This is a genomic window from Pseudomonas palmensis (genome assembly GCF_049942755.1).
GTDB lineage: Bacteria > Pseudomonadota > Gammaproteobacteria > Pseudomonadales > Pseudomonadaceae > Aquipseudomonas > Aquipseudomonas palmensis.
In genome coordinates this window covers 2,347,008-2,370,440 of record NZ_CP187958.1, presented here as the reverse complement: position 1 = coordinate 2,370,440, position 23,433 = coordinate 2,347,008, and the positions used below count along the sequence as shown (strand labels likewise).

23 protein-coding genes and 1 pseudogene are annotated in these 23,433 nt (G+C 64.5%); 17 read left to right on the top strand and 7 right to left on the bottom strand.

Annotated elements, in window-relative coordinates; genetic code table 11:
- Position 1: 1 nt before the first annotated feature.
- The 4 genes and pseudogenes from dut (at position 2) to argB (ending at position 3,648) form a co-directional block, all read left to right on the top strand.
- Positions 2–457: a dUTP diphosphatase gene (gene dut, locus ACPRTJ_RS10865; RefSeq protein WP_043859857.1), complete on the top strand. Its 456-nt coding sequence runs from the start codon at positions 2–4 to the stop codon at positions 455–457.
- Positions 454–1,167 carry a hypothetical protein gene (locus ACPRTJ_RS10860; protein WP_058541940.1) on the top strand — a complete coding sequence of 238 codons (714 nt, stop codon included), beginning with the start codon at positions 454–456 and terminating at the stop codon, positions 1,165–1,167. Before dut ends, ACPRTJ_RS10860 begins: the two co-directional genes overlap by 4 nt.
- A 169-nt stretch (positions 1,168–1,336) precedes the next feature.
- Positions 1,337–2,713, top strand: a pseudogene (locus ACPRTJ_RS10855) (phosphomannomutase/phosphoglucomutase); the annotation flags it as partial.
- Positions 2,714–2,742: 29 nt separating this feature from the next.
- On the top strand, positions 2,743–3,648 hold the full coding sequence (gene argB, locus ACPRTJ_RS10850; protein WP_043859860.1) for an acetylglutamate kinase: 906 nt from the start codon (positions 2,743–2,745) through the stop codon (positions 3,646–3,648).
- 86 nt (positions 3,649–3,734) lie between these two features.
- Here argB and pyrE read toward each other — a convergent pair whose 3' ends face one another.
- Complete coding sequence (gene pyrE / locus ACPRTJ_RS10845) at positions 3,735–4,376, bottom strand: orotate phosphoribosyltransferase (RefSeq protein ID WP_043859861.1); 642 nt, start codon at positions 4,374–4,376, stop codon at positions 3,735–3,737.
- Between the two features lie 80 nt (positions 4,377–4,456).
- On the opposite strand from pyrE, the gene ACPRTJ_RS10840 reads away from it, so the two are divergent.
- Entirely contained in the window at positions 4,457–5,236 is a 780-nt protein-coding gene (locus ACPRTJ_RS10840; RefSeq protein WP_043859862.1) for an exodeoxyribonuclease III, read from the top strand.
- Between the two features lie 132 nt (positions 5,237–5,368).
- On the opposite strand, the gene ACPRTJ_RS10835 is transcribed toward ACPRTJ_RS10840, so the two are convergent.
- On the bottom strand, positions 5,369–5,734 hold the full coding sequence (locus ACPRTJ_RS10835) for a DUF4870 domain-containing protein (protein WP_058541942.1): 366 nt from the start codon (positions 5,732–5,734) through the stop codon (positions 5,369–5,371).
- A gap of 12 nt (positions 5,735–5,746) precedes the next feature.
- A complete protein-coding gene (gene rph / locus ACPRTJ_RS10830) occupies positions 5,747–6,469 on the bottom strand; it encodes a ribonuclease PH (protein ID WP_043861576.1) in 723 nt (240 codons plus the stop codon).
- Positions 6,470–6,733: 264 nt separating this feature from the next.
- Between rph and ACPRTJ_RS10825 the strand changes: the two genes are divergently transcribed.
- Positions 6,734–7,597 (top strand): YicC/YloC family endoribonuclease, encoded by an 864-nt coding sequence (locus tag ACPRTJ_RS10825; protein ID WP_043861575.1) that lies wholly within the window; start codon positions 6,734–6,736, stop codon positions 7,595–7,597.
- A gap of 13 nt (positions 7,598–7,610) precedes the next feature.
- Positions 7,611–8,231 (top strand): guanylate kinase, encoded by a 621-nt coding sequence (gmk, locus tag ACPRTJ_RS10820; protein ID WP_043861574.1) that lies wholly within the window; start codon positions 7,611–7,613, stop codon positions 8,229–8,231.
- An 18-nt stretch (positions 8,232–8,249) separates the two neighbouring features.
- Here the strand turns inward: gmk and ACPRTJ_RS10815 are convergent, their stop codons facing one another.
- From ACPRTJ_RS10815 to ACPRTJ_RS10805, 3 genes are all read right to left on the bottom strand, one after another.
- Entirely contained in the window at positions 8,250–9,770 is a 1,521-nt protein-coding gene (locus ACPRTJ_RS10815) for an APC family permease (RefSeq protein WP_043861573.1), read from the bottom strand.
- A gap of 106 nt (positions 9,771–9,876) precedes the next feature.
- Complete coding sequence (locus ACPRTJ_RS10810; RefSeq protein ID WP_054916675.1) at positions 9,877–10,647, bottom strand: gamma-glutamyl-gamma-aminobutyrate hydrolase family protein; 771 nt, start codon at positions 10,645–10,647, stop codon at positions 9,877–9,879.
- Between the two features lie 33 nt (positions 10,648–10,680).
- The gene (locus ACPRTJ_RS10805; protein WP_043861571.1) at positions 10,681–12,063 is read right to left on the bottom strand and encodes a glutamine synthetase family protein; all 1,383 of its coding nucleotides are present in this window, start codon (positions 12,061–12,063) and stop codon (positions 10,681–10,683) included.
- A 243-nt stretch (positions 12,064–12,306) separates the two neighbouring features.
- On the opposite strand from ACPRTJ_RS10805, the gene ACPRTJ_RS10800 reads away from it, so the two are divergent.
- From ACPRTJ_RS10800 to ACPRTJ_RS10780, 5 genes are all read left to right on the top strand, one after another.
- The gene (locus ACPRTJ_RS10800; protein ID WP_054916676.1) at positions 12,307–13,197 is read left to right on the top strand and encodes a LysR family transcriptional regulator; all 891 of its coding nucleotides are present in this window, start codon (positions 12,307–12,309) and stop codon (positions 13,195–13,197) included.
- 252 nt (positions 13,198–13,449) lie between these two features.
- Complete coding sequence (gene rpoZ, locus ACPRTJ_RS10795) at positions 13,450–13,716, top strand: DNA-directed RNA polymerase subunit omega (protein ID WP_043861569.1); 267 nt, start codon at positions 13,450–13,452, stop codon at positions 13,714–13,716.
- Between the two features lie 60 nt (positions 13,717–13,776).
- Entirely contained in the window at positions 13,777–15,885 is a 2,109-nt protein-coding gene (spoT, locus tag ACPRTJ_RS10790) for a bifunctional GTP diphosphokinase/guanosine-3',5'-bis pyrophosphate 3'-pyrophosphohydrolase (RefSeq protein WP_043861568.1), read from the top strand.
- Between the two features lie 23 nt (positions 15,886–15,908).
- On the top strand, positions 15,909–16,289 hold the full coding sequence (locus ACPRTJ_RS10785; RefSeq protein ID WP_058541944.1) for a RidA family protein: 381 nt from the start codon (positions 15,909–15,911) through the stop codon (positions 16,287–16,289).
- A gap of 57 nt (positions 16,290–16,346) precedes the next feature.
- A complete protein-coding gene (locus tag ACPRTJ_RS10780) occupies positions 16,347–17,081 on the top strand; it encodes a hypothetical protein (protein WP_043861566.1) in 735 nt (244 codons plus the stop codon).
- Between the two features lie 12 nt (positions 17,082–17,093).
- Here the strand turns inward: ACPRTJ_RS10780 and ACPRTJ_RS10775 are convergent, their stop codons facing one another.
- The gene (locus ACPRTJ_RS10775) at positions 17,094–17,951 is read right to left on the bottom strand and encodes an SDR family oxidoreductase (protein WP_043861565.1); all 858 of its coding nucleotides are present in this window, start codon (positions 17,949–17,951) and stop codon (positions 17,094–17,096) included.
- Positions 17,952–18,147: 196 nt separating this feature from the next.
- Between ACPRTJ_RS10775 and exbB the strand changes: the two genes are divergently transcribed.
- From exbB to recG, 5 genes are all read left to right on the top strand, one after another.
- Positions 18,148–19,137 carry a tonB-system energizer ExbB gene (exbB, locus tag ACPRTJ_RS10770; RefSeq protein WP_426428808.1) on the top strand — a complete coding sequence of 330 codons (990 nt, stop codon included), beginning with the start codon at positions 18,148–18,150 and terminating at the stop codon, positions 19,135–19,137.
- 3 nt (positions 19,138–19,140) lie between these two features.
- Positions 19,141–19,566: a TonB system transport protein ExbD gene (exbD, locus tag ACPRTJ_RS10765; RefSeq protein ID WP_043861563.1), complete on the top strand. Its 426-nt coding sequence runs from the start codon at positions 19,141–19,143 to the stop codon at positions 19,564–19,566.
- Complete coding sequence (locus ACPRTJ_RS10760) at positions 19,563–20,306, top strand: energy transducer TonB (protein WP_043861562.1); 744 nt, start codon at positions 19,563–19,565, stop codon at positions 20,304–20,306. Before exbD ends, ACPRTJ_RS10760 begins: the two co-directional genes overlap by 4 nt.
- Positions 20,307–20,400: 94 nt before the next feature.
- The gene (locus tag ACPRTJ_RS10755) at positions 20,401–21,321 is read left to right on the top strand and encodes a hydrogen peroxide-inducible genes activator (protein ID WP_043861561.1); all 921 of its coding nucleotides are present in this window, start codon (positions 20,401–20,403) and stop codon (positions 21,319–21,321) included.
- A gap of 9 nt (positions 21,322–21,330) precedes the next feature.
- The gene (gene recG / locus ACPRTJ_RS10750) at positions 21,331–23,406 is read left to right on the top strand and encodes an ATP-dependent DNA helicase RecG (RefSeq protein WP_043861560.1); all 2,076 of its coding nucleotides are present in this window, start codon (positions 21,331–21,333) and stop codon (positions 23,404–23,406) included.
- Positions 23,407–23,433: the final 27 nt, after the last annotated feature.

The following is a 23,433-nucleotide window of genomic DNA, read 5'->3' as shown; positions in this document are numbered from 1 at the left end:
CATGCACGCCTTACAAGCCAAGATTCTCGATCCGCGCCTTGGCAGCGAATTCCCGCTGCCGCAATACGCCACCCCCGGTTCTGCCGGCCTCGACCTGCGCGCCATGCTCAAGGAAGAGACCGTCCTGGAGCCGGGCCAGACCATACTGATCCCTACCGGCCTGTCGATCTACGTCGGCGACCCGGGCCTGGCCGCGCTGATCCTTCCGCGCTCGGGCCTGGGCCACAAGCACGGCATCGTGCTGGGCAATCTGGTCGGCCTGATCGATTCGGACTACCAGGGCGAGCTGATGGTGTCGTGCTGGAACCGCGGCCAGACCCCTTTCACCATCGCCATCGGCGAGCGCATTGCGCAACTGGTGCTGGTACCGGTGGTACAGGCGCACTTCGACATCGTCGAAACCTTCGACGAAACCCAGCGTGGCGCTGGCGGCTTCGGCCATTCGGGCAGCCATTGAACAACGCGCGAGCCCTGCTGCCAGGCCTGTATTGGGGCCTGGCCGGCATGCTCGTCGCCGGGCTCGCGGTGTGGCTGACGCTGGTAATCCCTCTGCAACGCGAGCAACGTAACCTGCAGACGTATTTTCCGGCCTTCGGGCTGGTCATTGCGCTCGACCAGCAGATCGCCCGTCTGGTGTCCGAGGTCGACACCGTGGCCCGCCATCCGGCCCTGCTTGCCGCCGCCAAGGCGGCTGACGCCCGCCAGGCGCGCCAGGTGCTGGACGACTTCAGCTACCTCGAAGGGTTGGTCAGCAGTCGGTTGCTCACGCCCGGCCAGGCCAGGCGCGAGAGCCTCCACGACCGCTCACTCAGCCCGCCATTGCTGGACATGATCGGGCGAGCCGAACGCGGGGTACCACCGAACCTGGAGGCCCACCCGACCAACGGGCAACTGCATATCCACAGTGTCACGCCCATTCGAGGCAGTGCGACAGGCCCGGTGCAGGCTGTGCTGCTCATGACTTTCGAGCTGCAACGTGTAAGTGCTGCTCTGAAAATAGACATGCCGGAAATCGGCAAGGCCAGCCTCGTGCAAGGCGTGTTCGACGACCCTCAGGCCGTACTGGCCAGCGCAGGCGAAAGTGATAGCCCGGCAATAACCCCGATAGGGACCTTCAACGATGCATGGAGCCTGCACTTTCAGCCCGGGTCGATCTTTCAGAGGTGATCGACGGATGAATCGCCCGGCTCAAGAACTCTATGTCGAAAATGCCGTCAAAGCCGGACATCTTTAGCCGCGCGGCGCGCCGGGTGCCTGCAGCGCATGCCGACCGTCGACCCAACATAGCCCCTTCCAATTGGAGTTTCCCCAGGTGAGCAACATGGAACGCATGACCCCGAACCTCCCCGCCAGCATCTTCCGCGCCTACGATATCCGAGGTGTGGTCGGCGAAGGCCTCACCGCCGAAACCGCCTACTGGATCGGCCGCGCCATCGGTGCACAGAGCCTGGCCCAGGGCGAGCCGCATGTATCGGTTGGCCGCGACGGTCGCCTGTCCGGCCCGATGCTGGTCGAGCAACTGATCAAGGGCCTGGTCGAGGCCGGGTGCAAGGTCAGCGACGTCGGCCTGGTACCCACGCCAGCCCTGTACTACGCCGCCAACGTGCTGGCCGGCAAGTCCGGGGTGATGCTCACCGGCAGCCACAACCCGCCGAACTACAACGGCTTCAAGATCGTCATCGCCGGCGACACCCTGGCCAATGAGCAGATCCAGGCCCTCCTGATCCGCCTGCAGACCAACGACCTCACCCGCGGCGAAGGCAGCGTCGAGAAGGTCGAGATCCTGGACCGCTACTTCACCCAGATCACCGGCGACATCAAGCTGGCGAAGAAGCTCAAGGTGGTGGTGGACTGCGGCAACGGCGCCGCCGGGGTGATCGCCCCGCAGTTGATCGAGGCGCTGGGCTGCGAGATGATCCCGCTGTTCTGCGAGGTCGACGGCAACTTCCCCAACCACCACCCCGACCCGGGCAAGCCGGAAAACCTGGTGGACCTGATCGCCAAGGTCAAGGAAAGCGGCGCCGACCTGGGCCTGGCCTTCGACGGTGACGGCGACCGTGTCGGCGTAGTGACCAACACCGGCAACATCGTCTACCCCGATCGCCTGCTGATGCTGTTCGCCCAGGACGTGCTGGCGCGCAACCCGGGCGCCGAGATCATCTTCGACGTCAAATGCACCCGCCGCCTGACCCCGCTGATCGAACAGTACGGCGGCCGCGCGCTGATGTGGAAGACAGGTCATTCGTTGATCAAGAAGAAGATGAAGCAGACTGGCGCCCTGCTGGCCGGCGAGATGAGCGGGCATATCTTCATCAAGGAGCGCTGGTACGGTTTCGACGACGGCATCTACAGCGCCGCGCGCCTGCTGGAGATCCTGAGCAAGGCCGATAGCGATGCCGAAACGCTGTTCGCGGCGTTCCCGAACGATATTTGTACCCCTGAAATCAACATTGATGTGACGGACGAGGGTAAATTCAGCATCATTGAGGCACTGCAACGCGACGCCGACTGGGGCCAAGACGCCAACCTGACCACCATCGATGGTGTACGGGTCGACTACCCCAACGGCTGGGGCCTGGTTCGCGCCTCCAACACCACGCCGGTGCTGGTACTGCGCTTCGAGGCCGACAGCGAAGCCGAGCTGCAGCGAATCAAGGACGTGTTCCTTGCCCAGCTCAAGCGCGCAGCCCCTGATCTGCAACCAACGTTCTGACCGACCCCTTGTTCCAACTGGAGCCCTGCATGACCCTTGATCGTGATGCCGCCACCCATGTCGCCCAGGTACTGTCCGAAGCGCTGCCCTACATCCGCCGCTTTGTCGGCAAGACGCTGGTGATCAAGTACGGCGGCAACGCGATGGAGAGCGAAGAGCTCAAGACCGGCTTCGCCCGCGACGTGGTGCTGATGAAGGCAGTCGGCATCAACCCGGTGGTGGTGCACGGCGGCGGCCCGCAGATCGGCGACCTGCTCAAGCGCCTGTCCATCGAAAGCCGGTTTGTCGATGGCATGCGCGTCACCGATGCGCAGACCATGGACGTGGTGGAGATGGTGCTCGGCGGCCAGGTGAACAAGGACATCGTCAACCTGATCAACCGTCATGGCGGCAGCGCCATCGGTCTGACCGGCAAGGACGCCGAGCTGATTCGCGCCAGGAAGCTCACCGTCACCCGCCAGACGCCAGAGATGACCAGCCCTGAAATCATCGACATCGGTCATGTGGGCGAAGTGGTCGGGGTGAACACCGACCTGCTGAACATGCTGGTCAAGGGCGACTTCATCCCGGTGATCGCGCCAATCGGCGTGGGCGCCAACGGCGAGTCGTACAACATCAACGCCGACCTGGTGGCAGGCAAGGTGGCCGAAGCGCTCAAGGCCGAGAAGCTGATGCTGCTGACCAACATCGCCGGCCTGATGGACAAGCAGGGCACCGTGCTCACCGGCCTGACCACCGAGCAGGTTGACGAACTGATCGCGGACGGCACCATCTACGGCGGCATGCTGCCCAAGATCCGTTGCGCACTGGAAGCAGTACAGGGCGGCGTGCACAGCTCGCACATCATCGACGGCCGCGTGCCGAATGCGGTGCTGCTGGAAATTTTCACCGACAGTGGCGTGGGTACCCTGATTACCAATCACGAACCGCGCTGAGGCATCCGCCGGCAAGGCCGGCTCCTACAGGAGCGGGCCACCACAGGTACAAAAAAGGCGACCCGCGGGTCGCCTTTTTGTTTGCCTCAGATACCGTACTGGGCCCGGTAGGCCTCGACGGCCGGCAAGTGCTGCTTGAGCGCCGGGTCATCGGCGAGGAACTGCAGCACCTGGGTCAGCGATACGATGCTGACCACCGGAATGCCGAAGTCACGCTCCACTTCCTGGATCGCCGACAGGTCGCCGTTGCCACGCTCCTGGCGATTCATCGCGATCAGTACGCCCGCCGCCCTGGCCTGCTGGCCCTGGATGATCTGCATCACCTCGCGGATGGCCGTGCCGGCAGTGATCACGTCGTCGATGATCAGCACGTCGCCTGCCAGTGGCGAGCCCACCAGGCTGCCACCCTCGCCGTGTGCCTTGGCTTCCTTGCGGTTGAAGCACCACGGCACATCCAGCCCATGGTGCTCGGCCAGTTGCACCGCCGTCGCGGCAGCCAGGGGGATGCCCTTGTAGGCCGGGCCGAACAGCACGTCGAACGGGATCTTGCTGTCGACGATCGCCGCCGCATAGAACCGACCGAGCTGAGCCAGGGCAGCGCCACTGTTGAACAGGCCGGCGTTGAAGAAATACGGGCTGATGCGGCCCGACTTGAGGGTGAACTCACCGAAGCGCAGAACCCCACGATCGATGGCAAAACGAATGAATTCGCGCTGATACGGCTGCATGAAGAGTCCCGGCTACCACAGATTTAGCTAAATGAGTACAGCTCGGGTATCATACACGCACGAGATTTTTGGGGCCATTTATGCGGATCATCAGTGTGAACGTTAATGGCATTCAGGCTGCAGTCGAGCGTGGTTTGCTCAGCTGGCTACAAGCCCAGAATGCCGACGTCATCTGCCTTCAGGATACCCGCGCCTCGGCCTTTGAACTCGACGACCCAGCTTTCCAGCTCGATGGCTACTTCCTTTATGCCTGCGATGCAGAAGTTCCAGCCCAAGGTGGCGTGGCACTCTACTCGCGTTTGCAGCCCAAGGCAGTCATCAGCGGCCTGGGCTTCGAGACAGCCGATCGCTACGGGCGTTACCTGCAGGCCGATTTCGACAAAGTCAGTATTGCCACCTTGCTGTTGCCTTCGGGCATGAACGGTGACGAAGACCTCAACCAGAAATTCAAGTTGATGGACGACTTCGGCAAATACCTGGACAAGCAGCGCCGCAAGCGTCGCGAGTACATCTACTGCGGCTCGCTGTATGTGGCGCAGCAGAAGCTCGACGTGAAGAACTGGCGCGACGGCCAGCAGTCGCCGGGTTTCCTGGCGCCAGAGCGGGCCTGGATGGACGAGATCGTCGGCAACATGGGCTATGTGGATGCGTTGCGCGAAGTCAGCCGTGAGGGCGACCAGTACAGCTGGTGGCCGGACAACGAGCAGGCCGAGATGCTCAACCTGGGCTGGCGTTTCGACTACCAGCTGCTGACCCCGGGCCTGCGCCGCTTCGTACGAAGCGCTCGCCTGCCGCGTCAGCCACGCTTCTCCCAGCATGCGCCACTGATCGTGGACTATGACTGGACGCTGACGATCTGATCGCTCAGCCACAAAAAAGCCGACTGCGTGTCGGCTTTTTCGTATCTGGCCTTCGGGCCCTTTCGTCGGCAAGGCCGGCTCCTACCGGGTCAACGCAACCGCCGTAGGAGCCGGCCTTGCCGACGAAGCATGTCAGGTCAGCACACGCCAGGCCCACGGATAACGAAAGGCCTTGCCCTGCTTTACCTTGACCGCCGCAATGACGATCAGTACCGCCACCCCCAGCGAGATGATGGTCAGCGCCAGCTTGGCCATCGGTACGGTAAACCCCACCACGCACACCATGCCCAGCAGGGTTATGGTCAGCTGGAAGTTCACCGCCTCCTTGCCCTGGGCGTCGACGTACGGGTCGATGCCGCGCTTGAACCACCACAAGGCCAGCGGCGCGATCAGGTTGGCGAACGGCACCACCATGCCGGCAGCCGCCGCCAGGTGGCACAACATGCCCCAATGACGGGCTGCATCACCGGGCATCGGCGCGTTGGACGGCTCGGCCATGACGACTCCCGATCAGTCCGCCAGCGCGGCCTGCTGCAGTTGGAACAGGTCGGTCATGCCCTTCTGCGCCAGCGCCAGCATGGCGTTGAGCTCTTCAGGCTGGAACGGAGCCCCTTCGGCGGTGCCCTGGACTTCGATGAAACCACCGGCGCTGGTCATCACCACGTTCAGGTCGGTTTCGGCCGCCGAATCTTCCGGGTAGTCCAGGTCGAGCACCGGCACGCCCTGGTACATGCCGACCGATACGGCCGCAATCATGTGCTTGACCGGGTCGCCGCCCTTCAGGCCGCCACGCTTCTTGACCACGCGCAGGGCATCGACCAGCGCAACCATGGCACCGGTGATCGACGCGGTACGGGTACCGCCATCGGCCTGGATCACGTCGCAGTCGACGTACAGGGTGATGTCGCCCAGCTTGCTCATGTCCAGCGCGGCGCGCAGCGAGCGGCCGATCAGGCGCTGGATTTCGAGGGTACGACCACCCTGCTTGCCGCGGCTGGCTTCGCGCTGGTTGCGCTCGCCGGTGGCGCGCGGCAGCATGCCGTACTCGGCGGTCAGCCAGCCCTGGCCCTGGCCTTTGAGGAAGCGCGGTACGCCGTTCTCGACGCTGACCGTGCAGATGACTTTGGTGTCTCCGAACTCGACCAGTACAGACCCCTCGGCGTGTTTGGTGTAGTTGCGGGTGATGCGGATCGAGCGCAGCTGATCGGCAACGCGACCACTTGGACGTTTCATTTGGGCTACCTGTACTGGATATGAATCTGCCCGGCATTATAGGGCTACAGGGCCCTCGGTGGACATGCCTGCGGCCAAATGCACGGCCAGCCGATCATCGGCGCACCACGCCACAAGCCCCGATCTGCCCGCGCCGCCCGGTATTTGCGGCGCCCTGCCCGCTGCTTTGTAGCATCAGCGCATTGGGAGCCGGCGCCGCACTGCGTTACAATCCTGCGCCTTTGCAGGCTGTCGGCTTGCTCCCTAATCTGCGAGGTACTTCCCATGGTGCACAGCATGACCGCCTTCGCCCGCGTCGAGCAGGCCGGGACCCAGGGCACACTGATCTGGGAACTGCGCTCGGTCAATCATCGCTACCTCGAGCCGCACCTGCGCCTGCCCGAAGCCCTGCGCGACCTCGAAGGCGCGGTGCGCGAGTCCCTGCGCCAGGGCCTGTCGCGCGGCAAGGTCGAATGTACCCTGCGCTTCAATGAAGAGAACGCCGGCAAGCCGCTGCAGGTCGACCGCGAGCGTGCCGCTCAGCTGGTCGCCGCCGCCGAGACCGTGGCCGGCCTGATCAAGCAGCCCGGCCCCCTCAACCCGCTCGAGGTGTTGGCCTGGCCGGGCGTGCTGGTGGCCGATGCCAGCGACCCGCAGGCGCTCAATGCCGAGGCCATGGGCCTGTTCGAACAGGCCCTCAAGGAGCTCAAGAACGGCCGCAACCGCGAAGGCGCGGAACTCGCCCGACTGATCAACGAGCGCCTCGACAGCATGAGCGAGGAAGTCACCACCCTGCGCGCCCTGGTGCCGCAGATGCTCGCCGCCCAGCGCCAGAAGGTGCTGGACCGCTTTGCCGACATGCAGGCCGAACTCGACCCGCAGCGTCTGGAGCAGGAGATGGTGATGCTGGCGCAGAAGAGCGATGTGGCCGAAGAACTCGACCGCCTCAGCACGCATGTCACCGAAGTGCGCCGCGTGCTCACGTCGGGCGGCGCCGCCGGCCGGCGCCTGGATTTCCTGATGCAGGAACTCAACCGCGAAGCCAACACCCTGGGCTCCAAAGCCTTTGACACACGCAGCACCCAAGCGGCGGTCAACCTCAAGGTTCTGATCGAGCAGATGCGTGAACAAGTACAGAACATCGAGTAAGGCCACCCCTACCATGACCCACAGCAGCGGCACCCTTTTCATCGTCTCGGCCCCTTCGGGCGCCGGCAAGACCAGCCTGGTCAAGGCGCTCACCGACGACCTCAACCACATTCGCGTGTCGGTCTCGCACACCACGCGGGCCATGCGTCCGGGCGAGCATGACGGGGTGAACTACCACTTCGTCGACCGCGCCGAGTTCGACCGCATGATCGCCCAGGGCGACTTCCTGGAGCAGGCCGAAGTCTTCGGCAACTGCTACGGCACCTCGCGCAGCGCACTGCAGCAGACCCTTGACCAGGGCCATGACCTGATCCTGGAAATCGACTGGCAGGGTGCGCAGCAGGTGCGCAAGCTGATGCCCGAGGCGCGTTCGATCTTCATCCTGCCGCCCAGCCAGCAGGCCCTGCGCCAGCGCCTGACCAACCGCGGCACCGACAGTGACGAGATCATCGAAGGGCGCATGCGCGAGGCGGTCAGCGAGATGGTGCATTACGACGAATACGAGTTCGTCATCATCAACGACGACTTCGCCACGGCACTGGACGACCTCAAGGCGGTGTTCCGTGCCAACCGCCTGCAGCGCGGCCAGCAGCAGCAACGTCACAGCGAACTGCTCAGGCAACTGCTTGCCTGAGCAGCGTGCCCCGGCCGCTTAACCGCGGCCGGGCACCGTTGCGTGACGGCGCAGGGTCATGCCCAGGAAGAACGCCGGCGCACGCAGGCGCGACAGCATCATCAGCACCAGGCCCAGCAGGGTGATGATCATCGCGATCACGAACACCAGCCCCAACCCGCCTACATGCGAACCGCTGCCGAACGACGGCGAAGCACTGTCATAGGCTGTCTGCAGGAAAATCACCGAAAGAATGCCGCCGCCCAGCAACGGGCACAGGCCGCGCATCAGGAAGTGACGCAGGCTGTCGGTGAGGCTGTGGCGGAAGTACCACACGCAGGCGAACGCGGTCAGCGAGTAGTAGAAGCAGATCATCATGCCCAGGGCAGTGATGGTGTCGGCCAGCACGTTCTCGCTCAGGGTACGCATGGTCACGTAGAACACGCCTGCGGCCACGCCGGCACAGATGGTGGCATAACGCGGGGTTTTCGAACGCGGGCAGACGCTCGCGAAGCGCTCCGGCACTGCGCCGTAGTACCCCATCGCCAGCAGCGTGCGCGCCGGCGAAACGAAGGTCGACTGCAACGAGGCCGCGGTGCTGGCCAGTACCGCGATCGACATCAGGATCGCCAGCGGCCCCATCACCGGGCCGGCCAGGTGGGCGAAGACGTTTTCCTGGATACGCGGGTTGCCCAGGCCCAGGCCGATATCGCTGATGCCGGCAAACTGCAGGGTGGCAATTGCGGTCACCAGGTACAGGCCCAGAATCAGCAGCACGGTCAGGGTCGCTGCCTTGCCCGGTACGTCATCGCTGCCCACCGATTCTTCGCTGATGCTCAGGCACACGTCCCAGCCCCAGAAGATGAAGATCGACAGCGACAGGCCGGCGGTGAAGGCCGAGAACGACTCCACCCCGAACGGGTTGAACCAGTCCATCTCGAAGGTCAGCGGCGGCGCCTCCGACGACCCGCCGAATGCGGCCATGGCAAAACCCAGCAGCACGATCAGTTGCAGCGCCACCAGGCCGTACTGCACGGTCATGGTGGTGGCGATGCCGCGACAGCAGATCCACACGGCCATGGCGATGAACACGCAACAGGTGGTCACATTGACCAGCAGGTTGTCGGCCAGCGCCGCCACCTCGTGTTTGCCGGTGATCTGCCCGAGGAACAGATAGAAGAAGTCCACCGCCACACCGGCGAGGTTCGACAACACGATGGTGGTGGCGGTGACCAGCCCCCAGCCACCGATCCAGCCGATCATCGGGCCGAAGGCACGTACCGACCAGGTGAACGAGGTGCCGCTGTCGGGTTCGGCGGCATTCAGCTCGCGATAACCCAGCGCCACCAGCAACATGGGCAGGAAACCGACGATGAACACCGCCGGCAGGTGGGCGCCGACTTCGCGTACGGTCGGGCCGAGGGCGCCGGTGAGGGTATACACCGGCGCAATAGTGGAAATGCCCAGCACGATGCTGGCCAGCAGTCCGAGCCGGCCCTTGGCCAGCCCTTTGGATCGCCCGCCCACACCTGGGGACAGGCCTGCTTTGTGTTCGCTCATGAGTAGTTGCCGTCACTATTGGTATTGTTTTCCGGGCCCCCCGTGGGGTGCCCGCTATCACTCAATGAAACTTGTTGCAGTGCATCGCCGGCTCAGCCGGGTGACCTCATAGGGCCTTCTCCCGGCGCAGCGCATGGGCGATGCAGGCTTCGCGAAACGCCTCGAACAGGCGCAGCGACACCGGGTTTTCGGCAAAGCGGTATTCCGGGTGCCATTGCACACCGACCACAAAGCCTGGGGCGTCATCCATGGACACGGCTTCGATCAGTCCATCGGGAGCCAGGGCTTCGGCGCGCAGGCCGGCGGCCAGGCGATCGATGCCCTGGCTGTGCAGCGAGTTGACCATGAAGCGGGCAGGCAGCCCCATCTGCTCGAATTTCCCCCCGGGCTGGCATGTCACCAGGTGGCGGGGGCTGTATTGCTCTTCCAGCGGCGCATCCTGCGACTCGCGATGGTCCAGGTAGCCTGGCAGCTCCTGCACACGCTGGTGCAAGGTGCCGCCCAGGCTGACGTTGAGTTCCTGGAAGCCCCGGCACACGCAGAACACCGGTACACCCCTGGCAATCGCGGCCTGCAGCAGCGGCAGGGTCAGCCGGTCACGAAACACGTCGTGGCGGGTGCCTTCCACGCTGGGGGCGCCATTGTAATGATGCGGCTCGACATTAGAAGGCGAACCGGTAAAAAGAATGCCATCCAGATGCTCCAGCACAAGGTTCGGGTCGCTTGCGACGTCCCGGGCCGGGAGAATCAGCGGCAATCCGGCAAAACCGGCCGCCTCGACATACTTGTCGCCCACGGTATGCGACGAGTTCTTGCCCAGTTGCTGGCGGCAAGCACTCACACCAATCAGGGGCAGCCGCCCTGCGCGCTCGTTCATCGGTTAAGCCTCCGTTGCAGCTTTATCCAGCCATCACACCGTATGCAGGTACCAGTTGTATTCGAGGTCGGAGATCGACACTTCGAACTCCGCCATCTCGCTTTCCTTGCAGGCCACGAAGATGTCGATGTAGTCGGGGCTGATGTACTGGTTCAGCACCTCGCTGTCATCGAGCTCGCGCAGCGCATCGCGCAGGTTGTTCGGCAGGCTCTGCTCCAGTTGCTCGTAGGAGTTGCCCTCGACCGGCTCGCCCGGGTCGACCTTGTTGGTCAGGCCGTGGTGAATGCCGGCCAGGATCGAAGCCATCATCAGGTACGGGTTGGCATCGGCGCCGGCCACGCGGTGCTCGATACGCACGGCATCGCTGCTGCCGGTAGGCACGCGCACGGCCACGGTACGGTTGTCCAGGCCCCAGCTCGGGGCATTGGGCACGTAGAACTGCGCGCCGAAACGGCGGTAGGAGTTCACGTTGGGGCACAGGAAGGCCATCGATGCCGGCATGGTTTCGAGCACGCCGCCGATGGCGTGGCGCAGGGTTTCGCTGTTTTCGGGGTCGTCGGTTGCGAAGATGTTCTTGCCGGTCTTCTTGTCCAGCAGCGAGATGTGCACGTGCAGGCCGTTGCCTGCCTGGCCAGGGTACGGCTTGGCCATGAAGGTGGAGTCCATCTCATGGTCGTAGGCGATGTTCTTGATCAGGCGCTTGAGCAGCACTGCGTAGTCGCAGGCCTTCATCGCGTCAGCCACGTGGTGCAGGTTGACCTCGAACTGCGCCGGGGCGCTTTCCTTGACGATGGCATCGGCCGGGATGCCTTGCTCCTTGGCCGCTTCGAGCATGTCCTGCAGGCAGTCGACATACTCGTCCAGGTCATCGATCAGGTACACCTGGGTCGATTGCGGGCGTTTGCCCGAGATCGGCGAGCGCGGCGGCTGCGGACGACCGTTCAGGTTGTCCTGGTCGATCAGGTAGAACTCCAGCTCGAACGCGGCGCAGATATCCAGGCCCAGCGCGTCGAACTTCTCCACCACGCCGCGCAGCACTTCGCGTGGGTCGGCGAAGAATGGCGTGCCGTCCAGTTCATGCATGGTCATCAGCAGCTGCGCGGTGGGGCGCTTCTGCCAGGGCTCGAAGCTCAAGGTGCCGGGGATCGGGTAGCAGATACGGTCGGCGTCGCCGATGTCCAGGCCCAGGCCGGTGCTTTCGACGGTGGAACCGTTGATGTCCAGGGCAAACAGCGAAGCCGGCAGGTTGATGCCTTTTTCGTAGACCTTGACCAGGCTCGCACGCTCGATGCGCTTGCCACGCACCACGCCGTTCATGTCTGCAATTAGCAGATCGACAAATTGCACCTCAGGGTGGGCCTTGAGAAATTCACCCATCTCGTCGAGAGGGATGGCGCACGGGGAGACCGACGTCATGGCTAGGCATCCTTTGATTTTTTATCGGGCGGCAATGGAGGAGGTGTTACTGCGCTATCGGGAGCGGCGATGGTTTCATTTGTTCTTTTTAAGGTTCCCATCGTGGGGAATGCCGAACGCCGCGGCATTGCACGGTCGTTCCAGGTTCTGACAACGTCGCGGGTTGATTCACGACTGCCGCCTCACTATAGAATGGCCCCCACGCAACAGACATTGGCATTTAGGCAAGCAAAGAGTGCACCCATGCAATATCAGATCAGTCACGCCGACCTTTCCCTGGTGCTCGCGCTGGTACGCGGACGCTCCCTGGCCAAGGCTGCAGACCTGCTGCGGGTCGATGTGTCGACGGTGTTCCGCTCGATCCGGCGCATGGAGGCCGCCCTGGGCACCGCGCTGTTCGTGAAGAGCCGCAAGGGCTACATCCCTACCGGCACCGCCCAGGCCCTGGCCGAGCAGGCCGAACGTGCCGAGCAGGCGCTGGATGCGGCGCGGGTGGCGCTGGAGCACGGCGAACAGGTGGTCAGCGGCACGGTGCGCCTGACCTGTACCGATGCGGTGCTGCACAGCCTGCTGCTGCCGGCCCTGGCCGACTTCATGCCGGCATACCCGGCCCTGTCACTGGAACTGGCGACCTCCAACACCTTCGCCAACCTCAGCCGGCGCGACGCCGACCTGGCGCTGCGCCTGACCAATTCGCCACCCGAGCACCTTGTGGGGCGCTGCCTGGGGGCGGCCTCGTATGTGGTGTGCGGGCGCGAGGAGTACCGCGAGCGGCTGGCCGAGGCCCCGGCCAGCGTGCCCTGGATTGCCCCCGACGACTCCATGCAGGACCACGCCACAGTGGTGTGGCGCAGCCAGCAGCTGCCGGGGGTGATGCCGCGCTATCGCTGCAGCGGAATCGCGGCGATTGCACAGCTGGTGGCGGCCGGGCTGGGGGTGGCTGCCCTGCCCGACTACATGGCCGACACCTTGCCGGGGGTGGAACAGTTGAGCGGTGCCCTGCCCGGGTGCAATACCGAGCTGTGGCTGCTGACCCGCCCCGATTGCCGTGCGCTGCGTTCGGTGCAGACCCTGTTCGACGAATTGACCCCGCGTTTGCGCGGGATGCTGGGGCGCCAGGAGGGTCAGGCCTGACTTTCGGGCCCCTTCGCCGGCAAGGCCGGCTCCCACAAGGCAGGTGCGCAGTTCTGCAGGCGCCGACCTGCCGGCCAAGCATTTGAATCCACCCCCACAAGACAGTTGTGCTAGAGCCTCACAACTGGTTATTGTCGGCTTACACAGGTCTCGACGTGAAATCAGCGCTTCCCTAAAGGCTGGTGATTTTTTAAACTATCGAGTCCGCTCGCCCATTCGGGCTGAACACCGCATTTGCTACTGAGGAAGACCATGGCCCGCGTAACCGTTGAAGATTGTCTAGAACACGTGGATAACCGCTTTGAGCTGGTCATGCTGTCTACCAAGCGTGCCCGCCAACTGGCCACCGGCGGCAAAGAGCCGAAAGTGGCGTGGGAAAACGACAAGCCGACCGTCGTCGCCCTGCGCGAAATCGCCGAAGGCATCTGCACCCCAGAATTCATGGCCGAACAGGACATCGTCCACGAAGACCCGGTCTTCGCTGCATTCGGTGAGGACGAGGCCAACGAGGCCGTCTAAGTCCATGCCTGGTCGACGTTGTACGGCGCAGGGCCCACTTTCTCGGCAGGAGCTAACATCGTGCCGAGCATAGACGCCCTCGCCGATCGCCTCTCGACCTACCTCGGCGCCGACCAGGTCAACCTGGTACGCCGGGCGTATTTCTACGCCGAACAAGCCCACGACGGCCAGCGCCGTCGCAGCGGCGAGCCATACGTCACGCACCCGCTGGCGGTGGCAAGCATTCTTGCCGACATGCACATGGACCATCAGAGCCTGATGGCCGCCATGCTGCATGACGTGATCGAAGACACCGGCATCGCCAAGGAAGCCCTCAGTTCCCAATTCGGCGAAACCGTCGCCGAACTGGTCGATGGCGTCAGCAAGCTGACCCAGATGAACTTCGAGACCAAGGCCGAAGCCCAGGCCGAAAACTTCCAGAAGATGGCCATGGCCATGGCCCGCGACATTCGCGTGATCCTGGTCAAGCTGGCCGACCGCCTGCACAACATGCGCACCCTGGAAGTGCTGTCGGGCGAAAAACGCCGGCGCATCGCCAAGGAAACCCTCGAGATCTACGCCCCCATCGCCAACCGCCTGGGCATGCACACTGTGCGCGTGGAGTTCGAGGACCTGGGCTTCAAGGCCATGTACCCGATGCGCTCGGCGCGTATCTACCAGGCAGTCAAGCGTGCCCGCGGCAACCGCAAGGAGCTGGTCAACAAGATCGAGGAATCGCTCAGCCACTGCCTGGCCGTGGACGGTATCGAAGGCGAGGTCAGCGGGCGGCAGAAGCACATCTACGGCATCTACAAGAAGATGCGCGGCAAGCGCCGCGCCTTCAACGAGATCATGGACGTGTACGCCTTCCGCATCGTGGTCGACAAGGTCGACACCTGCTATCGCGTGCTCGGCGCCGTGCACAACCTCTACAAGCCGCTGCCGGGGCGCTTCAAGGACTACATCGCGATCCCCAAGGCCAACGGCTACCAGTCGCTGCATACCACCCTGTTCGGCATGCACGGTGTGCCCATCGAGATCCAGATCCGCACCCGCGAGATGGAAGAGATGGCCAACAACGGCATCGCGGCGCACTGGCTGTACAAGTCCAGCGACGACGAGCAGCCCAAGGGCACCCATGCCCGGGCGCGCCAGTGGGTCAAGGGCGTGCTGGAAATGCAGCAGCGCGCGGGCAACTCGCTCGAATTCATCGAAAGCGTGAAGATCGACCTGTTCCCGGACGAGGTCTACGTGTTCACGCCCAAGGGCCGCATCATGGAGCTGCCAAAGGGCTCCACGGCGGTCGACTTTGCCTACGCGGTGCATACCGACGTCGGCAACAGCTGCATCGCGTGCCGCATCAACCGCCGCCTGGCACCGCTGTCCGAACCGCTGCAGAGCGGCTCGACGGTCGAGATCGTCAGCGCCCCAGGCGCACGACCGAACCCGGCCTGGCTGAACTTCGTGGTCACCGGCAAGGCGCGCACCCATATTCGCCATGCCCTGAAGCTGCAGCGCCGCTCCGAATCGATCAACCTGGGCGAGCGCCTGCTCAACAAGGTGCTCAACGGTTTCGACAGCGCGCTGGACAAGATCCCCCAGGAGCGCATCCAGGCCATGCTGGCCGAGTATCGCCTCGAAGTGATCGAAGACCTGCTCGAAGACATCGGCCTGGGCAACCGCATGGCCTACGTAGTGGCGCGCCGCCTGCTCTCCAGCGAAGGCGAGCAGTTGCCCAACCCCGAGGGTCCGCTGGCCATTCGCGGCACCGAGGGCCTGGTGCTCAGCTACGCCAAGTGCTGCACGCCGATTCCGGGCGACCCGATCGTCGGGCACCTGTCGGCGGGCAAGGGCATGGTGGTGCACCTGGAGAACTGCCGCAACATCAGCGAAATTCGCCACAACCCGGAAAAATGCATCCAGCTGTCCTGGGCCAAGGATGTCACCGGCGAATTCAATGTCGAGCTGCGCGTCGAGCTGGAACACCAGCGCGGCCTGATTGCCCTGCTGGCCAGCAGCGTCAACGCCGCCGACGGCAACATCGAGAAGATCAGCATGGACGAACGTGATGGCCGCATCAGCGTGGTCCAGCTGGTGGTCAGCGTGCACGACCGTGTGCACCTGGCCCGCGTGATCAAGAAACTGCGTGCCCTGACCGGGGTGATTCGCATCACCCGCATGCGCACGTAGCCCTCCCCCTGCAAGGAGTCACCATGACCAAGACCGTCATCACCAGCGACAAGGCCCCAGCGGCCATCGGCACCTACTCCCAGGCGATCAAGGCCGGCAATACCGTGTACATGTCGGGCCAGATCCCGCTGGACCCGAAAACCATGGACCTGGTCGAAGGCTTCGAAGCCCAGACCGTACAGGTGTTCGAAAACCTCAAAGCCGTGGCCGAAGCTGCCGGCGGCTCGTTCAAGGACATCGTCAAGCTGAACATCTTCCTGACCGACCTGAGCCACTTCGCCAAGGTCAACGAGGTCATGGGCCGCTACTTCGAACAGCCCTACCCTGCCCGCGCCGCCATCGGCGTCGCTGCGCTGCCACGCGGCTCGCAGGTTGAAATGGACGCGATCCTGGTCCTCGAGTAATACCTCGCGCGGCGGGCCGGCCGGCTCGCCGCCGCACTGTTCTGGAAGGACCCCGCCATGCGCCACGCGCTTGCCCTGGCTCTGGCCGCCGCACTGTTGAGCGGCTGCGCCAGCCACAAACCCGAAGACTACAACGGCATCTGGATCAACCAGCAGGCCATCGATGCTGCCGCCAAAGGCGTGAGCCTGCGCAAGGCGCTGCAGGACAGCGGCGGCAACCTGGAATGGAAGGTCAACGTCGCGGCCGAACAGGCCAGCTACACCAACGGTTTCGAGATCGTCGAAGGCCAGCTCAAGGCCGGCGAAAAACAGCGGGACGTGGTATTCCCGGGGAATGAGATACAGACGCTGAGCCTGGATGGCGACGAACTGGTGCAGCACGCCACCCCGATGGCGCCGCAGCACAGCTTCCAGAAGGCCAGCTCTCCCGCCCCAATGGAAGCCCGCACCGGGACCACCTTCGAGCAGGCGCTGTACGGCGCCTACCTGAAGGGTGACTGGAAGGTGATCGAGGGCCCTGGTCAGGGCAATGTCGTGCGCTTCGGCGACACGGGCAGTGTCGAGGGCCTGCCCAATCTGGACCGCTACGCACTGTGCCTGGCCGGCGACTGCGCCAGCATGAGCGGCGAGTACGACAGCCTGTGGCTGGAGCGCAACCAGCAGGGCAACCCGTGGATTTTCAAGCGTGATGGCAAGACGCTGGAAATCCTGCGTGCCCTCAACAGCGCCCAACCAGACGAGATGCCGCAGCTGTATCCCGGCGCCCGGCAATGGCTGCTCGAGCGCGACTGATCAGGTGAGCCCTCAGGGTTGCGCCGCCAGAATCGCCGCGTAGCCTTCCTTGTAGCTCGGGTACTGTGGCACCCAGCCCAGTGCCCGGGCACGCGCATTGCTGCAGCGCTTGCTGCCGGTGCGCCGCACACGCTGCTGCTCCGACCAATGCGTGACGCCCATGTACTCGCGCAACCAGGCCACCACGTCGGCCAATGGCGCCGGTGCATCGTCCACCCCGATGTAGCAGTCCTCCAGCGCACGCCCCGCCGCATCGGCCTTGAGCAGGAAGGCCAGCAGCCCTGCCGCGTCCTCGGCATGGATGCGGTTGCCGTACAGCGGCGGCTCTTCGGTCACCCGATACCCCTGGCGCACCTGGCTGAGCAGCCATTCGCGGCCCGGCCCGTAGATACCGGTCAGGCGCACGATGCTGGCCGGGATGCCGCTGGCCAGTGCCAGCTGTTCGGCCTGGAGCATGACCTGCCCCGAGTAACCTGACGGCAAGGTGGCGGCGGTTTCATCGATCCACTCGCCGTCCTGCTGGGCGAACACACTGCTGCTGGACACGAACAGCAGGCGCTGCGGTCGCTGGCCACGCTCGGCCAGCCAGCCCAGTACATGCTTGAGGCCCTGTACATAAGCCGCCTGATAGCCCGCCTCGTCATGCTGGCTCGCGGCCACGCAGTACACCAGGTAGTCGGGTGCGACCAAAGGCCAATCGGTCGGGCACTGCGGGTTTTCCAGGTCTGCCGCGATGCCGGCAACCCCCGCGGGCAAGGCCGCCACATTTCTGCGCAAACCGCTTACCGACCAGCCAAGGCCCAGCAATTGCTGGGCCAGACGGCCACCCACATCGCCGCAACCGACGATCAGAACTGAAGGCGAAGACATCCGCACACTCCGTCAGACAAAGCCACAGCCTATCTGTGGAAATCGATAGGCGGCTAGTTAATATGCAAAAAAAGATACTGTGTATCTTCTGTTAACAAGAATTACTTGCAATAATGGCCGCCCAAATTTTGTTCTCGGCCCGACTCGAGGCCTGGAAGGACAACCACCCATTTCTTCTTCATCAGGTCCGGCCAGCATGACACGTATTCAACCTTCCGCTTCGCCAACCCTGTCGCGCGCCTGGCGCGCCATTGCCGCGCTGATGTTCAGCCTGGTACTGGCCCCCGCCGCCATGGCCGATGAGCCCGCCGCACAGAACGCCACACCGGCCGCCGCCGTTGCCCCTGCCGATGCTACCCCGGCCGCACCTGCTGCCCCGGGCGCCGAGCCTGCGGATGCCGCCGCCGCGCCGGGCGCTGCCCCTGTCGAAGGCCAGGCCGACGACGCCACCCAAGCGCTGGTCGAAGACACCAGCCTGGGCATGGCCCACGACCTGTCGCCATGGGGCATGTACCAGAACGCCGACATCGTGGTGAAGATCGTGATGATCGGCCTTGCCATCGCCTCGCTGATCACCTGGACCATCTGGATTGCCAAGGGCTTCGAACTGATGGGCGCCAAGCGCCGCCTGCGCTCTGAAATCGCCCTGCTGAAGAAGGCCACCAGCATCAAGGGCGCCAGCGAAACCGCCGACAAGCCCGGCACCCTGGCACACCTGCTGGTGCACGATGCCCTCGAGGAAATGCACCTGTCGGCCAATGCCCGTGAAAAAGAAGGTATCAAGGAGCGCGTGAGCTTCCGCCTCGAGCGCCTGGTCGCGGCCAGCGGTCGCAACATGAGCAGCGGTACCGGCGTGCTTGCCACCATCGGCTCCACCGCTCCGTTCGTCGGTCTGTTCGGTACCGTGTGGGGCATCATGAACAGCTTCATCGGCATCGCCAAGACCCAGACCACCAACCTCGCGGTGGTTGCACCCGGTATCGCCGAGGCCCTGCTGGCCACCGCCCTGGGCCTGGTTGCCGCGATCCCCGCAGTGGTCATCTACAACGTCTTCGCCCGTTCCATCGCCGGTTACAAGGCACAGGTTTCCGACGCTTCGGCGCACGTGCTGCTGCTGGTCAGCCGCGACCTGGACCACCAGCCAGGCGAGCGTTCCGCTGCGCCACACATGGTGAAAGTGGGGTAAACCATGGGCCTGCATCTTAACGAGGGCGGCGACGATCTCGCCGAGAACCACGAAATCAACGTCACGCCGTTCATCGACGTGATGCTGGTACTGCTGATCATCTTCATGGTGGCGGCGCCCCTGGCCACGGTCGACATCAAGGTCGACCTGCCGGCCTCGACCGCCAAGCCCGTGCCCAGGCCGGAGAAGCCGGTGTTCCTCAGCGTCAAGGCCGACCAGAACCTGTACGTCGGCGACGATCAGGTGCAACGCGACCAGCTGGGTGCGGTACTGGACGCCAAGACCAAGGGCGACAAGGACACCACCATCTTCTTCCAGGCTGACAAGGGTGTCGATTACGGCGACCTGATGGAAGTCATGAACACCCTGCGCGCAGCCGGCTACTTGAAGGTCGGACTGGTGGGACTTGAGACGGCAGCCAAGAAATGACCAATACGCGGCATAAACTGGCGCGCTACGGCGTCAGCCTGGCGATTGTGCTGGCCGTGCATGCCGTTGCCGTGGTGCTGATGCTCAACTGGTCGGTGCCCCAGGCAATCGAACTGCCGCCTGCGGCGATGATGATCGAGATGGCGCCGATGCCCGAGCCGGCCCCACCACCGCCACCGAAGGTCGTGGCCCCGCCACAGCCGCCGACGCCGGTCGAGGAGCCACCACTGCCCAAGGTGGCAGAAGCGCCCAAACCGAAAATCGCGATACCCAAGCCACCGCCCAAGCCCAAGGCCAAGCCCCAGCCTCCGAAACCGGAGAAAAAACCGGAGCCGCCGCAGGACAAGCCGGTCGACCAGGAAACCGTGGATTCCCCGCCAAGCAACGCTCCGGCGCAGAAATCCGCAGCACCGGCGCCAAGCATCGCCGCCAACAGCAATGCCCTGCCGACCTGGCAGAGCGACCTGTTGCGTCACCTTGGCAAGTACAAGCGCTACCCGGAAGACGCGCGTCGGCGGGGCCTGCAGGGCATCAACCGGCTGCGCTTCGTGGTCGACGCCGAAGGCAAGATCCTATCGTACTCGCTGGCCGGTGGTTCAGGCAGCGCGGCACTGGACCGGGCAACCCTGGAAATGATCCGCAAGGCTCAACCCGTGCCCAAGCCGCCTCAGGAACTGCTCAACAACGGCAGTATCGAAGTGGTCGCGCCGTTCGTGTACTCGCTGGACAAGAAACGCTGAGTTGTTTGTTTCTGTCACACGCACGCAAGTCTGATAACGTGCGTCTATCGATTGCAGCCGCTATGCTGGGCTCGCAACTTCATGGACGCACGTTATGACCCTCACAGAATTGCGCTACATCGTCACCCTCGCTCAGGAACAGCACTTCGGCCACGCGGCCGAGCGTTGCCACGTCAGCCAGCCGACCCTGTCGGTGGGCGTGAAGAAGCTGGAGGACGAGCTGGGCGTGCTGATCTTCGAGCGCAGCAAGAGCGCGGTGCGCCTGACCCCGGTCGGCGAAGGCATCGTGGCCCAGGCGCAGAAGGTACTGGAGCAGGCCCAGGGCATCCGTGAACTGGCCCAGGCCGGCAAGAACCAGCTGACCGCGCCGCTCAAGGTCGGGGCCATCTATACCGTCGGCCCGTACCTGTTCCCGCACCTGATTCCGCAACTGCACCGGGTTGCCCCGCAGATGCCGTTGTACATCGAAGAAAACTTCACCCATATCCTGCGTGACAAGCTGCGCAACGGCGAGCTGGACGCGGTGATCATCGCCCTGCCGTTCAATGAAGCCGACGTGCTGACGCTGCCGCTGTACGACGAGCCGTTCTACGTGCTGATGCCCAGCGAGCATCCCTGGACAAAGAAAGAGACCATCGACGCCAGCCTGCTCAACGACAAGAGCCTGCTGTTGCTCGGCGAAGGCCACTGCTTCCGCGACCAGGTGCTGGAGGCCTGCCCGACCCTGACCAAGGGCAACGACGGCGCCAAGCACACCACGGTGGAGTCCAGCTCGCTGGAAACCATCCGCCACATGGTCGCCTCGGGGCTGGGCGTGTCGATCCTGCCGCTGTCGGCCGTGCACAGCCATCACTACGCGCCGGGCATCATCGAAGTCCGCCCATTGAGCCCGCCGGCACCGTTTCGCACCGTGGCGATCGCCTGGCGCGCGAGCTTCCCGCGGCCCAAGGCCATCGAGATTCTGGCCGACTCGATCCGCCTGTGTTCGGTGGCCAAGCCACCCGCCGCACCTTAGGGCCCGAGCATGACCGAGTTGTCGAAGGTGTCGGTCACGGCACTGAAGGGCGTTGGCGAAGCCTTGGCCGAGAAGCTGGCCAAGGTTGGCCTGGAGAACATCCAGGACGTGTTGTTCCACCTGCCCCTGCGCTATCAGGACCGCACCCGCGTGGTGCCGATCGGCGCCCTGCGCCCGGGCCAGGATGCAGTGATCGAAGGCGTGGTCAGTGGCACCGACGTGACCATGGGCAGGCGCCGCAGCCTGCTGGTGCGCCTGGGCGATGGCACAGGTTCGCTGAGCCTGCGCTTCTACCACTTCAGCAACGCCCAGAAAGAAGCGCTCAAGCGCGGCACCCACCTGCGCTGCTACGGCGAAGCGCGCCCCGGCGCCTCGGGCCTGGAGATCTACCACCCCGAGTACCGCGCCCTGACCGGCGACGAACCGCCCCCGGTCGATACCACCCTGACCCCGATCTACCCGACCACCGAAGGTCTCACCCAGCAGCGCCTGCGCCAGCTGTGCCAGCAGAGCCTGGGCCTGCTCGGCCCGCGCAGCCTGCCCGACTGGCTGCCGCTGGAACTGGCACGCGACTACCAGCTGGCACCGTTGGCCGATGCTATCCGCTACCTGCACCACCCGCCGGCCGATGCCGATGTCGAAGAGCTTGCCGTGGGCCACCACTGGGCCCAGCACCGCCTGGCCTTCGAAGAGCTGCTGACCCACCAGCTGTCGCAGCAGCGCCTGCGCGAGAGCCTGCGCGCCCAGCGGGCACCGGTGTTGCCCAGGGCGAGCAGGCTGGCGGCCCAATACCTGGCCAACCTGGGCTTCGCTCCGACCGGCGCACAGCAGCGCGTGGGCAACGAGATCGCCTACGATCTCAGCCAGCCCGAGCCGATGCTGCGCCTGGTGCAGGGCGATGTGGGTGCCGGCAAGACCGTGGTCGCCGCGCTCGCTGCCTTGCAGGCGCTGGAAGCCGGCTACCAGGTGGCGCTGATGGCCCCCACCGAGATTCTTGCCGAGCAGCACTTCGTCACCTTCAAGCGCTGGCTCGAACCGCTGGGCATCGAAGTCGCCTGGCTGGCCGGCAAGCTCAAGGGCAAGGCGCGCACCGCCGCGCTGGAGCAGATCGCCGCCGGCGCGCCAATGGTGGTGGGTACCCATGCGCTGTTCCAGGAAGAGGTGAAGTTTCACAACCTGGCGCTGGCGATCATCGACGAACAGCACCGCTTTGGCGTACAGCAGCGCCTGGCCCTGCGCCAGAAAGGCGTGGGCGGCCAGTTGTGCCCTCACCAGCTGATCATGACTGCCACGCCGATCCCGCGCACCCTGGCCATGAGCGCCTATGCCGACCTCGACACCTCGGTGCTCGACGAACTGCCGCCGGGGCGTACCCCGGTCAACACTGTACTGGTGGCCGACAGCCGCCGCATCGAAGTGGTCGAGCGCGTGCGCGCCGCCTGTGCCGAAGGGCGCCAGGCCTATTGGGTATGCACCCTGATCGAAGAGTCCGAAGAGCTGACCTGCCAGGCCGCCGAAACCACCTTCGAAGAGCTCACCAGTGCCCTGGGCGAGTTGCGCGTGGGGCTTATCCACGGGCGCATGAAGCCGGCCGAGAAGGCTGCGGTGATGGCCGAGTTCAAGCAGGGCAACCTGCAACTGCTGGTGGCCACCACCGTGATCGAGGTGGGCGTGGACGTACCCAACGCCAGCCTGATGATCATCGAGAACCCCGAACGCCTTGGTCTTGCCCAGCTGCACCAGTTGCGCGGGCGAGTCGGACGCGGCAGTGCGGCCAGCCACTGCGTACTGTTGTATCATCCGCCACTGTCGCAGATCGGGCGTGAACGCCTGGGGATCATGCGCGAAACCAATGACGGCTTTGTCATTGCGGAGAAAGACCTGCAACTGCGTGGCCCGGGCGAAATGCTCGGGACCCGCCAGACCGGCCTGTTGCAGTTCAAGGTCGCCGACCTGATGCGCGACGCCGACCTGCTGCCGGCGGTGCGCGATGCTGCACAGGCCCTGCTGGCACGCTGGCCGGACCACGTCAGCCCGTTGCTCGACCGCTGGTTACGCCACGGGCAGCAATATGGCCAGGTGTGACGTACCTCCCATGTCGACGCGGGCCGC